At 43.1% G+C, this 16,688-nt stretch carries 12 protein-coding genes; 3 read left to right on the plus strand and 9 right to left on the minus strand.

The features are described from left to right. Positions 1-44: 44 nt before the first annotated feature. From CLHUN_RS05945 to CLHUN_RS05960, 4 genes are all read right to left on the minus strand, one after another. A complete protein-coding gene (locus CLHUN_RS05945; RefSeq protein WP_080063664.1) occupies positions 45-863 on the minus strand; it encodes an acyl-CoA dehydratase activase in 819 nt (272 codons plus the stop codon). A 169-nt stretch (positions 864-1,032) separates the two neighbouring features. Beyond that, entirely contained in the window at positions 1,033-2,424 is a 1,392-nt protein-coding gene (locus tag CLHUN_RS05950; protein ID WP_080063665.1) for a 2-hydroxyacyl-CoA dehydratase subunit D, read from the minus strand. A 59-nt stretch (positions 2,425-2,483) separates the two neighbouring features. Continuing rightward, positions 2,484-3,869 (minus strand): 2-hydroxyacyl-CoA dehydratase subunit D, encoded by a 1,386-nt coding sequence (locus CLHUN_RS05955; RefSeq protein ID WP_080063666.1) that lies wholly within the window; start codon positions 3,867-3,869, stop codon positions 2,484-2,486. After that, a complete protein-coding gene (locus tag CLHUN_RS05960; protein ID WP_080063667.1) occupies positions 3,866-5,044 on the minus strand; it encodes a 2-hydroxyacyl-CoA dehydratase subunit D in 1,179 nt (392 codons plus the stop codon). Before CLHUN_RS05960 ends, CLHUN_RS05955 begins: the two co-directional genes overlap by 4 nt. Positions 5,045-5,620: 576 nt before the next feature. On the opposite strand from CLHUN_RS05960, the gene CLHUN_RS05965 reads away from it, so the two are divergent. From CLHUN_RS05965 to CLHUN_RS05975, 3 genes are read left to right on the plus strand one after another with little or no spacing between them, the layout of a single operon-like run. Beyond that, positions 5,621-6,616, plus strand: coding sequence for a LacI family DNA-binding transcriptional regulator (locus tag CLHUN_RS05965; protein WP_080063668.1), 996 nt, complete (start codon positions 5,621-5,623; stop codon positions 6,614-6,616). An 18-nt stretch (positions 6,617-6,634) separates the two neighbouring features. Next, on the plus strand, positions 6,635-8,365 hold the full coding sequence (locus tag CLHUN_RS05970; protein ID WP_080063669.1) for an ABC transporter ATP-binding protein: 1,731 nt from the start codon (positions 6,635-6,637) through the stop codon (positions 8,363-8,365). Next, positions 8,328-10,127, plus strand: coding sequence for an ABC transporter ATP-binding protein (locus CLHUN_RS05975; protein ID WP_080063670.1), 1,800 nt, complete (start codon positions 8,328-8,330; stop codon positions 10,125-10,127). Before CLHUN_RS05970 ends, CLHUN_RS05975 begins: the two co-directional genes overlap by 38 nt. An 88-nt stretch (positions 10,128-10,215) precedes the next feature. Here CLHUN_RS05975 and CLHUN_RS05980 read toward each other — a convergent pair whose 3' ends face one another. The 5 genes from CLHUN_RS05980 to CLHUN_RS06000 form a co-directional block, all read right to left on the minus strand. Then, positions 10,216-11,385, minus strand: a complete 1,170-nt coding sequence (locus CLHUN_RS05980) for a 2-hydroxyacyl-CoA dehydratase subunit D (protein WP_080063671.1) — start codon at positions 11,383-11,385, stop codon at positions 10,216-10,218. Positions 11,386-11,424: 39 nt separating this feature from the next. Beyond that, entirely contained in the window at positions 11,425-12,006 is a 582-nt protein-coding gene (locus tag CLHUN_RS05985) for a TatD family nuclease-associated radical SAM protein (protein WP_242656448.1), read from the minus strand. Between the two features lie 569 nt (positions 12,007-12,575). Further along, positions 12,576-14,336, minus strand: a complete 1,761-nt coding sequence (locus tag CLHUN_RS05990; RefSeq protein ID WP_080063752.1) for an NADH-dependent [FeFe] hydrogenase, group A6 — start codon at positions 14,334-14,336, stop codon at positions 12,576-12,578. A 65-nt stretch (positions 14,337-14,401) separates the two neighbouring features. Next, positions 14,402-16,129: a NuoF family protein gene (locus CLHUN_RS05995; protein ID WP_080063673.1), complete on the minus strand. Its 1,728-nt coding sequence runs from the start codon at positions 16,127-16,129 to the stop codon at positions 14,402-14,404. Then, the gene (locus CLHUN_RS06000) at positions 16,092-16,652 is read right to left on the minus strand and encodes an NADH-quinone oxidoreductase subunit NuoE family protein (RefSeq protein ID WP_080063753.1); all 561 of its coding nucleotides are present in this window, start codon (positions 16,650-16,652) and stop codon (positions 16,092-16,094) included. The genes CLHUN_RS05995 and CLHUN_RS06000 overlap by 38 nt, the downstream gene beginning before the upstream one ends. Between the last annotated feature and the right edge of the window lie 36 nt (positions 16,653-16,688).

Raw genomic sequence — 16,688 nt, forward strand, 5'->3', positions numbered from 1 at the left:
ACGCCTCCCAAGGATATGTATCCTCTTATAATCCATCCAAAACATTAAGCCGATCTCTGGCTTACGTTACCACTCTTCTCATATAACCTCTGAGCCGAAACAGCAGCCCCTATGGCACCTACCAGTTGAGGATCATTTTCCGGATTGGCTATCCTGACTTCCAGAACCTCTTCCAGGGCCTTCCTCATACCGGTATTCTTTGCAACGCCTCCCGAGAAGAATACATCACTCTGAATCCCTACTCTTGAGAACAGCCCCTTGATTCTGTTTGCAATGGCATGATGAACACCGATAATGATATCTTCGGGTTTTTCTCCACGAGCCAGCAAGGAAACCGTTTCGGATTCCGCAAATACGGTGCAGGTACTGCTGACAGGGAGAACCTGTGTGGCTTTCAGCGCCAGAGGACCCAACTCTGATATGTCCACCTTGAATACGTTTGCCATTACTTCAAGGAAACGTCCTGTACCGGCAGCACATTTGTCATTCATGGCGAAGTCCACAACATTTCCCTCTTCATCAACTCTGATGGCTTTGCAGTCCTGTCCTCCCATGTCGATTATGGTACGGGTTGCGGGGTGCAGATAGTGCGCTCCCTTTGCATGACAGGTGATTTCGGTGATGGTCTTGTTTGCATAGGGTGCTGAAATACGGCCGTATCCGGTCCCAACAATGTATTTCAGGTCCTCCTTTTTCAAATTTGCACTGTCAAGTGCTTTCTCAAGACTTTCCAAGCCGTTTTCCACAGAATTGATTCCGGTTCTGATAAGACTGGAGCCGGCAATTTCTCCATTTACAAGAATAACTGCCTTGGTACCGAGCGAACCCACATCAACTCCGGCGAATGCATTAATATTTGTCATTTTAAATCTCTCCTTATAAAAATTATTTATTATATCAAAATCGAATACCCATGAACCACTGTGTTTACTTCACATTGTTCCGACAGGTGCATCAAAGCAGCATATACAGCCAGAATATTTTTTCAGAAACACCAGGAAAAATGTGATAGTATATTGGGAAGGTAATCAATTACTGAATCATTTCTACAAAAGCATTGACCCTGTTTTGCAATTGTTCCGATTGAGTTCCTCTCATCTCATGTTCAATGATCAGTGTTGGCAAATTGAGTTTTTTCTTCAATTGGTCGCAAATTGCCCTTGCCACCGCCGACTGGGTATTGCAGCCCCAATTGTACATAAACAGCGCTCCATCCGCTCTGGACTTATTGATCTGGTCAATGGTCCATTGGGCGCGTTCCTGGATGGTTTGTTCATATGGATAGGACAGGATTGCTTTGGCAAGGTTATAAAACGGATCACCATCTTCTTCTACAATTGTTGTAATATCACTCCAGTGATTATCTGTGCCTACAACAATTCCTCCTGCCTCTTCCGTTCTGTGATTGTTGACCTGTACGCATGAACCGCACAGAAAAAGCCGCGCCGCCTTTTCACTCACACCAAGACCCTTTTGCCCATTTTTCACTCTGTTTTCAATGGTTTTCCGGGCTTCCCTCAAGACGCTCAGAGTGGCAACCGGATCTCCATGTATTTCCATTCCGCCCATCTGTAACAGATACCGCCGGTCTTCACCGCTGGTGGGAGGAACAGTTGCCGACCACCAAAGGTCTGCAATTTCAAGTGCAAGCCGTCTTCCTTCGTTGTGCAGTTTTATTTCCTTACTTAAATCCCCGGCTGTCATTTTCTTTCCGGTCAGTTTACTTATTTCATCTGTCAGCCTGCGTATGTTTTCTGCAAAATACTCAATAGCCCATTCCTTGTTTTTCTGGTCGCCCAGCGGGTAATCCACCACAAGCAGTTTCACATCTTTTCTGCCGCCATGCCGGTGTGCCTCCAGGCCATAGGAAATATCCGAGCATCGAAGGCAGGTATAGGGAGCGATGATATCCACCGGGACGGTACCCTCCTGTATATTTTCATATCCGGCAGACTGGCATATTTCAAAACTCGTGGCCCGGTATGCCTTTTCCTTCTGATCTGAACTTCTTACCTGTTCCTGGACCAGATTCAGGCCTTCCTGCTGGCCCCGCGCCCATATGTTAACGCTGGCCGGCCTGAGCCCGATTGCTCCGGCCGCATAATACGGATCGACACTCTGCCCTCCCTGTGCAAAAACCACAGGAACACCATTTTTTTTGGCCTTGGTCATTCTGTCATTCATAGTCAGAATTAAATAATTATGCTTTAAGGTATAAGGAAGTGTCATATCTTTGGAAAATCTTCTCCCGTGATACCTGCTGTGGTCATAAGCAAAGGGGTATCTTACCGGACCTTCCTTGGTTAAAAACTCCCACACCTCTGCAGGCGTGGCTTTTGATCCATCACGGAACTGGATATCCTCGGTCTGAAGAAATTCTTCCTTTATTTCTTCCGGATAACTGAAAAAGTTGGAATCACTCATACTTCTCACCTCTGCAAATAGTTTTCATTGGCCTGTTGTTTGTTCCAAACCCTGTTACATTACTTCAGCATTTCTACAAAAGCATTCACGCGGTTCTGAAGCTGCTCAGAGCCCCTGTCGTGCTCTATTATCAAGGTGGGAAGACCTGTCTCTTTTTTGATTTCATCAACCAGCGCCCTTGCTATCGCCGACTGTGTATTGCAGCCCCAGTTGTAAAGGAACAATACTCCGTCCGCCCTTGACCTTTTGATTTGTTCAACAGTCCATTGGGCCCGTTCTTTTATGGACTGCTCATAGGGATAAGACAGTATTGCCCTGGAAAGGTTGTAGTATGGATCGCCTTCTTCTTCCACGATTGTTGCGATATCACTCCAATGGTTATCATTCCCCACAATGATACCGCCCGCTTCCTCTGTCCGGTATTCATTGGGGAATACGCATGAACCGCAGACAAAAATCCTTGCGGGATTGCCTTGAATCTTATAGCCGGGAATGCCTTTTCTGACCCGTTCAGCAATATAACCTTTGGCTTCTCTCAGGAGACTGAGGCTTGCCTGCGGATCCCCATGTACTTCCATACCGCCCAGTTGGAATAAATCACGCCTGTCCTTGCCGTTTGTGGGAGGAACCTCGGCCGACCACCACAAATCGGCTATTTCCACTGCCAACCTTCTCCCCTCGTTATGTACCTTTATTTCATTTCTTAAATCTTCAGCGGTAGTTTCCCTTCCTGTTAATCCACTTATTTCTTCAATAAGCCTCCGCATGTTTTCTGCAAAATACTCTATTGCCCACTCCTTATCCTTCTGACCATCCATTGGGTAATCTGCAAGAAATAATTTTACATCTCTTCTTTCACCATGTCTGTGCGCTTCAAGTCCGTAGGAAACATCCGAGCATCTGAGACATGAAAAGGGTGCAACCATATCAACCGGAAGGGTGCCTTCCTGAATATGTTCATAGCCCGCAGTATTGCACGCCTCGAAGCTTAAAGCCCTGCGAGCCTTTTCTTTGACATCCGAACTGCTGACCTGTTCCTGATACAAATCCAGACCCTGAATTTTCCTACGTGCCCAAATCCCGGTGCTTGCAGGTCTGAGTGCAATGCCTCCGGCAGCATAATAAGGGTCTACACTCTGTCCGCCCTGTACAAATATTACCGGAACACCGTTTTCTTTGGCTTTTGTCATTCTGTCATCCATAGTCAGCAGCAAATAATTATGTTTAAGTGAAAAGGGCAAGGTAACATCGCCGGATATCCTTCTGCCGTGATATTCAGTGTCATCGTAAGCATTAGGATATTTTACCGGGCCAACCTCAGTCAGATATTTCCAAACTTCTTCTGCCGTGGCCCTTGAACCGTCTCTGAAAATAATATCTTCTGTCTTTATAAACGCTTCCCTGGCAGTTTCCGGATACTGGAACAATTTTTGTGCTACACTCATGCAATAGCCTCCTTTGCTTTTATCATCTCCACAAAAGCTTCAACTCTGGTACGGACAGCTTCAAAATCAGATCCTGCATATTCGGTATGGATTTCCAGTAAAGGTATCCCCTCCCCCTGCAAAATATCTTTTGTTTCCTTAGCTTTAAAAGTATAGGGGTCACAATACCGGAGGGTATGATAGATAACACCCTCTGCTTTATATGTTTTTATCAATTCCTTCAGCTTTTTGACCCTCCTGTCCGACTCAAGCTCCAGATAAGGCAGGGCACCGTGAGGAGTTCTGTTGAGATAGGCAAGAGCAATCCCTGCCGGTGTGATTTCATCAATATTAACATCCAGATAGGGTATTATACCCGACCAGAGATCGTCTCCTACAATCCTTCCCCCTACCTGTTCTATAATATCGAGCAGTTTTCTATCCTTGGGCGGGATCACACTGCCCGAAATAAAAATCCGTGCTTCATCTTCAACTGCTTCAATGACAGGCCGGCCCTGTTTTTCTTCCAATTCTTCAAGGACATTTTCCAGCAGTTCCAGGTACTCCTTCCTGTCCAGAAAATACCCGGCCTGTATAATATCATAGGCTTCGTCCCATGAAATATAATTTTCTCTGGTGGCCTGAAAATCATAAATTTTAATGAGGGTACTTCTGATTTTATTGTACAATTCTACTGTTTCTTTAAGCTTTGTGTAATCCAGCTTCACTCCCGATAGTTCTTCCAGCCGCCTGACCACATGTTCAACTTCTTTTTGAAAATAGGTTTTTGCCGCATCCCAGTAAAAATTCCTTGGTACTCCTAAAACAATGACTTCCTTTCCAAAATAGTACTGGAGAAGCTCCGCTGTACGGAATGTCTGCAGGCAGGTAGCGTCAAACACGAGAAAATCGGTGTTTTTAACATAGGGATCGGTGTTTTCGGCAAACAATCCCACTGTCTCACGGCAGAAAACACAGTTTTTGGTTGATATATACCTCGCTCCAACCTCCACCAGCCTGTCATCACCGCCTATGCCAATACGTACAGGTATCAGTCCCAGTGCATAAATGATTTCTTCCGGGACATTATACCCTTGCCATCCAACCACCTTACGGCCTTCCCTTCTTGCATCCTCAATTTCCTTTGGCCTTTCCTCAAGACGCTTTTTTATTCTTTCAATGCTGTTTAAAGCCATATTCTTTCACGCCTTCCTTTCTATCAATTTTTGTATACCGCTAACCTTATGTCTGATTAAGTGTTTTTTGAGAATAATCTTAAACTTGATTAAATTGTTACGTATATTTTAGCAAAACCTATAATTCCAATATGTTTATAATACAATGCCACCTTCAGTGCTTCAAGCTACGAAATTTAGAAATATACGAGAAAATATTTAGTTTTTATCTTTATAATTTAATTTTATATAACTTAAATTAACGTCCATAATTTCAACATAATTAATCAATTATTAACTTAATACGACTTAAATCATCTACATTCGACTTATTCGCCGTAGAATAAACAGTTATTAAAACTATTTGTCTACCTATATTTATATTGATTTAAATGAAAGACAGCATTTAAATTCAATAATTCTATTCCATAAATTTTTGAGTTTTACCATTAGTCCAGCCTCCAAGCAATCACAATTATATAATTAATTTTTTACGTAAAATTTTAATTTTTATTACGTATAATTAAGTTTTTTAACATTGACTTTTTAAGCATTAGTACGTATAATTAACTTTAGAAAAATTAAGGAGGCACAATTTTGAAGAATTCCAAAACCACAATAAATGACATTTCAGAAGCTTTAGGCATATCCGCCGTTTCTGTCAGCAGAGCTCTTTCCGGTCAACCGGGCATCAGTGAAGAATTAAAAAGCAGGATCCTTCAAAAAGCAAAAGAACTGGGCTATGCGAAAAGTAAGAAGGCCAGTCAGCTCAATATTCTTGTTTTGCATAAAAAGCCATATAAAGAAGACAACAGCAATTTCAGCTACATGGTTCAGGGACTTGAAAAGTCTTTGCAGAAACACAATCTTGATTACAGTGTGGAATTTGTAGATGCAAATGCCCACGAAAAATTAGCCGTTCCCTATAAACTGTCAAAAGGTATAACCTTTGACGGAGTAATTTTAGTTGGCAGATTTAATCCCGAGTATGCAGATTTTATCCAAAAAAAGGTAAATAATATTATTTATTTTACCGGCTATTCTCCTTCATATGATTATGACTGTGTCCGTTACAATTTTTGCAACGCAGGTTACAAGCAGTGTGCTTATCTATTAAAAAGAAATCATACAAAGATTGGGTTTATGGGTAACAGCCGTCAAATTAAAAATCAGGAAAAACTTTTAGGCATAACTTCCGCATTGGCAGACTATAATCTTTCCTTCAACAGTGATTACTATATTGAGTCCGAAACAGAGTATCAGGAAAAACTTTTGGATTTAATAAAGAAGAAAAAAATTCCTTCGGCATTTATATGTGAAAATGATTTTAAGGCAGTTGAATTAATCAGGTTTTTGAACTCCAAGAATATAAAGGTACCTGAAGATGTTTCGGTGATAGGTAGCGGAAACACCGACATTTCAAGTCTGTCCTCACCGGCGCTGACAACTCTGGATTTAAACATAGGATATACCAGCGATTGTGTAGTTGAGACCTTGCTGAAAAGAATATCTGCACCTGATAAGCCTTATGAAAGTATCATGATTCTAAGTAAATTGATAGAAAGGGAGTCAGTCTCAAATTTCAAAACATGACTTTAGCAGGTAAAAGCTTTGAAGTATAGGATTTTGAAAGATTTTATCATAAAAAACAAAGCAATATATTTAATAGGATTTTTCTTTATACTTTTAGCATCCTTTGTTCAGACACTGTTTCCTAAAGTATTGGGAAACATCATAGATATACTGGGCAAGGAAAATTTCAGCAAAACAGCGGTATACACCAGGATAGGCTACCTGCTTTTAATAGCAGCCGCAACTTTCATATTTACATTTATATGGAGAAACCTGATTATCGGGGCAGCCAGAAAACTTGAATGTACGTTGAGAGAAACTTTATACAGCCACTTACAGATACTTTCCCAGGATTTTTTTTCAAAAAGGAAAACCGGTGATCTCATCGCCTACGGAATTAACGATGTCCTTGCCATACGGATGGCCTTCGGACCCGCAACTGCAATGTCTGTAAACGGTATCGTCATATGTGCTTCCTCCATTTATCTGATGCTGACTTCAATTAATTTCAAATTAACGCTGATGACCCTGGCTCCAATTCCTATCGTAATTTTCTGTATGCTCTTTATAGGGAGGCAGATTCAATTCCGTTTTCACAGAGTTCAGGAACTTTTCGGGGAAATATCGGATAGAGTCCAAGAAAACATTAATGGAATAAGAGTCATAAAAGCATATGTTCAGGAAGAACCTGAAATCAAAAAATTCAATACTCTTTGTGATAATATGATGGATGCCAATATAGACATGGTAAAAACGTCATCAAAGCTCACTCCTATCATTGAGGCATGCTTTAGTGTATCCTTTGTTTTAAACCTTATTCTGGGAGGCCGTATGGTCTTAAACGGTACGATATCTCTGGGAGATTTCATAGCCTTCAATACATATGTCACAATGATAATGGCTCCGATTGTTTCAATAGGCCGTATCGTTAATAATATACAAAGAGGTCTGGTTTCCCTCCAAAGACTTCAGGAAATTCTAAATACACCTCCCGATATTGTAGATCAGGAAAATGCCATTAAAGAAAGAATAGACGGAAACATTGAATTTAAGAACCTGACCTTTTATTACCCGGGAATGAAAAAACCCGCACTTGAAGGCATCAATCTAAAAATAGAAAACGGTAAAACCATTGGAATCGTCGGCAAAACCGGTTCCGGCAAAACCACTCTTGCAAACCTGCTTTTGAAACTCTACAACACCGGCTCCGGGCAGCTTTTCCTTGACAACCAGGATATTAACGATTATTCAATTGATGCGGTCAGAAACAGTTTCAGTTTTGTTCCTCAGGATACCTTTTTATTTTCCACCAGCATAAAAGAAAATATAGCCTCCTTCAAAAATATCTACACCGATGACGAAATAGAAGAAGCTACAAAGTTCAGCAGTATTTACGAAAGCATTACAGGCTTTACAGATGGATTTGATACTATTCTCGGCGAACGCGGAGTCAATCTGTCGGGCGGTCAAAAACAAAGGATATCTATAGCAAGAGCAATTATAAGGAATCCATCGGTTTTGATTCTGGACGATTCCCTTTCGGCAGTGGATACAATTACAGAAAAGAATATTCTGGACAGCTTTAAACAACAAAGGAGAGGAAAAACAACACTGATCATCTCCCACAGAGTTTCGGCGGTTTCCGGCAGTGATGAAATTATTGTACTTCATGGTGGTAAGATTAAAGAATCCGGCACCCATGAAGAGCTGATTAATAAGGAAGGTTTGTATTATGAAATTTATACCGAACAAAGCAAAGCAGAAGAATAAACAAGGTGAACACAGAAAAACAAGCAGTTTTAAAGAACTGATAAAAATTTCTCTGCCTTACAAAAACAAGTTTTTATTGGCAATCGCATGTGTTATCCTCATCAATACCTCCGTTCTGCTTAAGCCTATAATCGTAAAGCTTGTGATTGATGACTTCCTAGTAGGTAAAAAAGCCCAATCGGGATTTTATTCCATAACTGCCATGGGCATTGCCTATTTGCTGGTTTCCCTGACAGTCAGCCTGCTTTCTTATACGCAAGCCAATCTTGTAAACTCGGCAGGCCAAAAAATAATAAAAAATCTAAGGCGGCGTGTATTCTCAACCATACAATTCCTTCCTTTAAGCTATCTGGATAAAACCTCCTCGGGAAGACTGATCACAAGAGCTACCAATGATATTTCAGAAATCAGCGACATGTATACCGATATTGTCATAAACCTTTTTAAAGATATTGTGTTACTTGTCGGAATTGTATATACCATGCTGAGCATCAACGTGCAGCTATCCCTGATATCCTTTACCGTAATTCCTTTCATGGCTCTTCTGGTGGTCTTTATAAAGAATAAGATAAGAGAAAACTTCTTTACTTTAAAACATATCATAGGAAAAATAAATGGTTCCATGGCTGAAAATATCTCAGGTATGAAAGTAATTCAGATTTTCCGGGCCGAGAAAGAAAAGGAGCAGGAATTTAAGGAGCTTAATCACGACTATTATAAATCCACTATAATACAGATCAGGCTTAACAGCATCCTGCGGCCGGCCTCCGATGTATTTCAGAATATTGCTATCGCCATCCTCATATGGTTCGGCATGGGAAAAATATCCGACCACAGTTTGCAAATCGGAGTACTTTATGCATTCACCACCTATGTCAAGCAGTTTTTCAATCCAATCTCCGATCTTTCGGAAAAGTACAACAGCATCCAGTCTGCACTGGTTTCAACCGAAAGGATCTTTAATCTGCTTAAGCAAAAAGATATAACCGAGGACGTTGAAACCGGATTGCCCCTTCAAAAAATAGAAAAAGACATAGAATTTAAAAATGTCTGGTTTTCATATAATGATAAAGACTGGGTTTTAAAGGATGTAAGCTTTAAGGTCAGCAGGGGACAAAGCGCTGCATTCGTGGGCGAGACAGGGGCGGGGAAAACCACAATCATCAGTCTCATTACAGGATTTTATAAAATTCAGAAAGGCGAAATATTAATTGATGGCATAAATATTAATGATATAAAGCTGAAGGACCTGAGGAAAAACATATCGGTGGTCCTGCAGGATGTGTTCCTGTTCTCAGGTGACATTAAAAGCAATATTACCCTGGGAGACCCAATAGATGATAAAACCATTTCGGAAGCAATAAAAAACTCATGTTTTGATACAGTTATAAGTGATTTTCAGAAGGGTATTGATGAATCGGTTATGGAAAGGGGCTCAACATTTTCAGCAGGACAGCGGCAACTGCTGTCTTTTGCAAGAGCAATCGCCCATGACCCTGATATTTTTATTCTTGATGAAGCAACTGCCAATATTGACACACACACTGAAAATCTGATTCAACAGGCTCTGGAAAATACAACAAAGAACCGGATCACCCTGGTGATAGCACACAGATTATCAACAATTAAAAACTGTGATAAAATTGTTGTAATGAGGTATGGAGAAATTGTTGAAATGGGTAATCACCAGGAATTATTAGACAGGGAAGGGTATTATGCAAATCTGGTCCGCGACAGTTCCTGTTTTGACAAAGTAAGCTGAAAAGCCCGTGAGCAAAGCGTAAAGCCATGGAAGAACAAGAATTATGAAGGCTGGCTTCCAGTCTCTAGGATTCGTTTTTTAGCTTTTATTAAGCTCTATCCTTTATCATTTCAACAAAAGTCTCGACCTTGGTGGATAATGCCCGGTAATCCCAACGGGTAAATTCTGTTTGAATTTCCAGTAACGGTATACCTTCCTCAACCAGGACATCCTTTATTTCTTTTGCTTTGACGGCATACGGATCACAGTGACGAAGAGTGTGGTATATGACACCCTGTGCCTGAAACTTCTGCATTAACGCTTTTAATCTCACTGTTCTTTTTTGAGTATTGAGTTCAAGATAGGGCAGCTCATCAGGGTAAGTCCTGTTAAGGTATGCCGAGGCCAGACCTTCCAGTGATTCCTCTTCAATATGAACACCCAGTGATGGGATGCTTTCAGACCAAAGATCGTCTCCGACTATTGTCCCGCCGTACTTTTGGATGATATTTATAAGCTCATGTGCTTCTGTGGGAATAACACTGCCCGATATAAATATCCTGGCCTCATCAGCATCCTTACCATCAATTTCTCCGCCCCGGACAGCCTCAAGCTCCTGAAGCACTCCTTCCAGAAGGGCCTGATACTCTTTTCTGTCAAGGAAATAACCTGCATTTATTATCTCATGGACTTCATTCCACGAGATAAGGTGCTGCCTTTCTGCCCTATAGTCATATATCCGGCGGATTAATAGCCTTATATTGTTGTAAAGGCTGACAGCCCGTCTGAGTTTTGTTTCTTCCAGCCGACTGCCGGCAAGCTCCTCCAGCTTTTCAACGAAATACTCAAGTTCCCTTGTGAAATATTTCTGTGCCTCGGGCCATTGGAAATTTCTAGGTACTCCTAAAAGTAAAACATTTTTCTGAAAATAGTATTTAAGAATTTCTGCCGTACGGGGTGTCTGCAGGCAGGTGGCATCAAAAACCAGAAAGTCGGTATTTTTTATATAAAAATCCTTATTGTCCGCAAATATACCTGCGGTTTCACTGTCTACAGCACAACTTTTTGCCGAAACATATCTGGATCCGATTTCAAAAAATCTGTCGTCTCCGCCGGCACCGATTCTTACCGGTATAAACCCCAGAGCATATATGATCTCCTCGGGCAAAATATAGCCCTGCCAGCCTGCGACTTTAAGTCCTTTCTTCCTGGCAGCCTCTATTTCTCCCGGCCTTTCTTCCAAACGTCTTCTAATTATCTCAACAGATTCCAACGCCATATTTTTACACCCTTTCTGCAGTTTCTACCAGTGGCAGATTCACCCATTAAAATGCCTTACTTTAAAACCCGCACCAATTTCCTCTGCAATTCGGGCGCACTTCTCAATTTCATCTTCAGATATCAAATCCACAACCGACATTGTAACCTTGGGCAAAAATCTTACACAGTCCTTTGCAAAGGAAATTATTGAGTCAAATGCTGACACACCGAAATCCGAGATGCATAGCTCCTGATATCTGATTCCATTGCTTGCGTTCAAGCTGATGGATATGGCGTCGATATAACCTGCCAGTTCCCTTGCTACACTCCTTTTCCATATCAAATCAGCCTGACCGTTTGTATCTATTCTAATTGGTTTTCCAAATTTCTTCAGGTATTTTGCTGTTTCAATAATTTCCGGCAGTCTTAGCGTTGGTTCACCATAACCGCAAAAAACAAATTCGTCATGTATTCCCGCACTATCGACGGCTTTGATTATCTCGTCTACGGTGGGCTCCTTTTCCAGCCACAAATCAAAGCCGATACCCTTTGCATCATTTCTCACACAAAAGCCGCACTGATTTGTACAACGGTTGGTAATATTAATATAAAGTTTATTGCCTATCTCATACGTAATCACAATTCTCTGCTGCCTCCTTGACCTATACCGGGCAAAACCGTCTTTTTCCCTGTCAACTCACCAAAAGAGTCTCCCCCCCAATATATACTCTAATAGTATAGAATGCATTTACTTATCTTACAATAAGAGTAAATTTAGAATTATGCTGGTTATAATTTTGTTTTCTTCAGCTTGACATCCTTCCGGTTCTTTTGCAGCGGCATAATATAAAAAAGCTTGAAACAAAAGTAACTCTGTTCAAGCTTTTAATTTAACCCGTTGTGCTAATTGATTTAAATTTTACTTTACCTGTGTAAATTTTATATCAGCGGGTACTTCCATACTAACTTCACGTATTGTGCTAGTTAAACATGTGGTGAACATGAAAAAAGTTGATAGAGACTGTCCACGCGAGACCTGGATGGTCGAGTCGCTGCGACTGCTGAAAAAGCATGTTGCAAGTCGTACTATTTCAAGCAAAAGGGTTATATACAAGCATTTCTTTAAAGTTCGTCCGGGAGGAAACAGTCTATAAGCTGTTTTCTACTCATATACATCCTTAACTAGCACAACGCGTTAACTTCATGAAATTATATCCTGTCTCTCTTCTCAAAATGCGTGTGGAGAAGTTCATGAGCCTTTTCTCCAAAAGGTTCGCCCAGGTAGGTCCTATACAGCTCCAGTATCTCCTTGTTTTCATGGGATTTTCTCAAGGTCTTGCTCCTGTCCTCCCGGTATATGGCTTCCCTGCGCTTTTTAACTATTTCATCATTCCCATGATGGTAGGGCTGTCCTCCTCCCGCTATACAGCCTCCGGGACAGGCCATTATCTCAATGGCGTGATAGTCCGCCCTCCCCTCCCGGATATCCTCAAGAATATGCCGGGCGTTGCCAAGTCCGCTTGCTATTCCAATATTCAGCTCCCGGTCTCCGATTTTTACCGTAGCCCTGCGTACTCCCTCCAGACCTCTCAGCTCTTCAAATTCTATTTTTTCCAGAGGGCTTCCGGTGATCCATTCCGAGGCAGTACGCAGGGCAGCCTCTATAACACCTCCTGCAGTTCCGAATATTACACCTGCTCCGGTGGTCTCTCCCAGCGGACTGTCAAATTCACTGTCAGGCAGCTTTATAAACTCTATGCCCGCCTCATGTATCATAGCTCCCAGTTCACGGGTGGTTATGGAAATATCCACATTGTTCCGTGAATCCTTTGTAAGCTCGGGCCGCTTTGCTTCGGCTTTCTTAGCTATACACGGCATTACCGACACCATGACTATCTTGTCAGGATCGATTCCCATCTTTTCCGCATAATAGGTTTTAGCGATGGTCCCCAGCATAATATGTGGTGACTTGCAGGTTGAAGGCACGTGTATGAGCTCCGGGAACTGCTGCTCGATAAACTTTACCCAGGCCGGACAGCAGTTTGTGAGAATTGGAAGGGTCTTATTGTTTTGAAGCCTGTATATCAGCTCGGAAGCCTCCTCCATAATTGTCAGGTCAGCTCCGAAATCGGTATCAAAAACAGCGTCGAAGCCCATGCGTTTAAGCGCTGTCACCATCTTTCCGGTAACGATTGTCCCGGCCTCCATGCCGAACAGTTCACCCAGCGCCACCCGTATGGCGGGTGCAGTCTGAACGATAACATACTTGTCCGGATCATTGATTGCTTCCCAAACCTTATCCGTATGATACACCTCTGTAAGCGCCGCAGTTGGACAAACCTGCACGCATTGTCCGCAGTATGTGCAGGAGGATTCCACCATGGGTATGTTTGCAAACGGTCCTACAAAGGAGTTAAAGCCCCTGCCTATGCCTGAAAGAATCCCGCAGGTCTGCACCTCATTGCATGCAGTTTCACAGCGTCTGCAGTAGATACACTTATTTGCATCCTTTACTATCGCATCGCTGGACATGTCCTTGGGATAGCTCATTCTCTCCCCTTCCCAACGTATTTCTCTTACATTCAGCTCCTTGGCAAGCGCCTGAAGCTCGCATTCCACATTTTTAGGGCAGGTAAAACACTCATTGGGGTGGTTTGAGAGCAAAAGCTCCACTGCCGCTCTTCTTGCTATGATGGCTCTCCTGGTGTCCGTCCTCACAGCCATGCCCTCCGCCAGCTTTGTAACGCAGGAGGGCACCAGCCTGTTCCGGTTATTCCGCTGGTCCACCACTTCCACCATGCACACCCTGCAGGAGGCCGTCTTATTGTAAAGCTGCAGATCATGCAGGTCCAGATGGCACAGGGTCGGGATTTTAACACCTGCCCGGTGAGCGGCCTCCAAAATTGTCATGCCCTCCGCAACGGTAATTTCCTGGTCATTTATCCTTGCCTTAATTTTTTTTGTCTCAATACTGCTGTCAGCCTGCGGGCTTTTTTCACCCTTACCTATTTTTATACTCACTCCACATACCTCCTTTATGGCTGCATACCAATCTTGTTTTTGAGAACATACCTGTCCTTCTCCTGAGACTTATCCCCATCCTTTATAAATTCCAGATATTCGTTCCAAAAGTATTTCATAGTACTCACCACAGGATTTGGAGCTGTCTGGCACAAGCCGCACAAGGCGCTGTCCTTTACAATATGGGCCAACTGCTTTAAGGCATCCAGATCAGCCATGGTGGCATTTCCGGAGGTTATTTTATGAAGCATTTCAAACAGCCTTTTTGTTCCGATTCGTCCCGGGCCGCACCGTCCGCAGGCTTCGTCCATGGTAAATTCCAGGTAGAACTTGGCTATATTGACCATGTTGTCATCCTCATCCATTACTATCATTCCACCGGAACCCATCATTGTGCCGATTTTTAAAAGTCCGTCATAGTCTATGGGGGTATCCAGATTTTCCTCGGTAATTACACCGCCGGAGGGCCCCCCTGTCTGAACCGCCTTGAATTTCTTTCCTCTGGGAATTCCTCCCCCTATATCAAATATGATTTCTCTTAAGGTAATTCCCATAGGTACTTCCACCAGGCCTACATTGTTTATTTTCCCTGCAAGAGCAAACACCTTCGTGCCCTTGCTTTTATCCGTTCCCATAGAAGCAAACCAGTCAGCACCCCGATTCATTATCACAGGAATATTTGCCAAGGTTTCCACGTTATTGACACAGGTAGGATAGCCCCAATAGCCTTCTTCAGCAGGATACGGCGGTTTGTAGTCAGGTTCCCCCCTTTTTCCCTCACAGGAATTTATCAGGGCGGTTTCTTCTCCGCAGACAAAGGCACCGGCTCCATATTTTAGCCTGATATCAAAGCTGAAACCGGTGCCGAAAATATCTTCTCCCAGAAGGCCGCGCCCTCTTGCCTGGCCCAGTGCCCTGGTCAGCCGTTCAATAGCCAGGGGATATTCTGCCCGGATATACACTATTCCCTTTTGAGCGCCGATTGCATAGGCTCCTATGGCCATAGCCTCAATTACACTGTGAGGATCTCCCTCCAGAATGCTTCTGTCCATAAAGGCCCCCGGGTCGCCTTCGTCCGCATTGCATATGATATATTTTTCCCGGCTGTTCTGCCTGCCGGTTATCTCCCATTTGAGGCCTGTTGGGAAGCCTCCGCCTCCGCGCCCCCGGAGACCTGATTTTTTGACGGTATCCACCACCTGGGCGGGAGACATTTGGGTAAGCGCCTTTCCAAGTGCCTGATAGCCGTCCATGGCTATATATTCACAAATATCCTCCGGATCAATAAGGCCGCAGTTTCTGAGTGCAACCCTTTGCTGCTTTTTGTAAAAACTCATTTCCTCCTGGGTATGAACCTTTTCCTTCTTTTGAGGATCTTCGTACAAAAGCCTTTCCACTCTGTTTCCCTTAACCAGATGCTGGTCTACAATATCCTTTGCATCCTTGGGCCCGACCCTTACATAGAAAACATTGTCGGGCTCTATTTTTACAATGGGGCCCTGTTCACAAAAGCCAAAGCACCCGGTTCTCACAACCTGAACCTTATCTGTCAGGCCTCTGGCCTTTATAATGGTTTCCAGGTTTTTTACCACCTTCAGGCTGTCACTGGCAAGGCAGCCGGTGCCTCCGCAGACCAGTATGTTTCTGTCTGTAAGGTCCGTATCCCGGTGCTGTCTGATCCTGACCTTTTCTGCCGCCTCCTGCCTAGCCCTGTTTAGCTCCTCCAGAGATTTTATCTGCATGCTGTACCTCCTTTGTCCGGTATAAATCCAGAATTCCTTCAATGTCTTCCACCTTCACCCTTCCGAAAACCTTACCGTCAACCATGACAACAGGTGCCAGGCCGCAGGCGCCTATGCACCTTACATCCTTTATGGTAAAGAGTCCGTCTTTAGTGGTTTCATTGGCTCCAATGCACAGCTTTTCCTTAAAGCCTTCGATTATTTTGTCGGCACCCCTGACAAAGCAGGCCGTTCCCATACATACACTGATAGTATGCTTTCCTCCGGGTTTTGTACTGAAATAGGAATAAAAGCTGACCACGCCGAAGACCTCCGCTCCGGGGATACCCAGCTTCCTGGCAATATAAAGCTGTACCTCCCTGGGCAGGTAGCCGAAAATATGCTGTGCCCTGTGGAGAATTTCTATAAGTGCACCCTTTGTGGTCTCCAGGCTTTCAATGAATCCGTCAAGCTCCTGATACTTTTCCTGGGGAAAAGTATCTCCCACAGGCTTCATGACATCAATTTCCTGAGGCTTAGTAATTTCAATCACCAACTTTCCATGTATTTGGAATCAATC

Origin of the sequence: Ruminiclostridium hungatei (assembly GCF_002051585.1) — a bacterium.
In the GTDB taxonomy this organism is placed as follows: domain Bacteria; phylum Bacillota; class Clostridia; order Acetivibrionales; family DSM-1351; genus Ruminiclostridium; species Ruminiclostridium hungatei.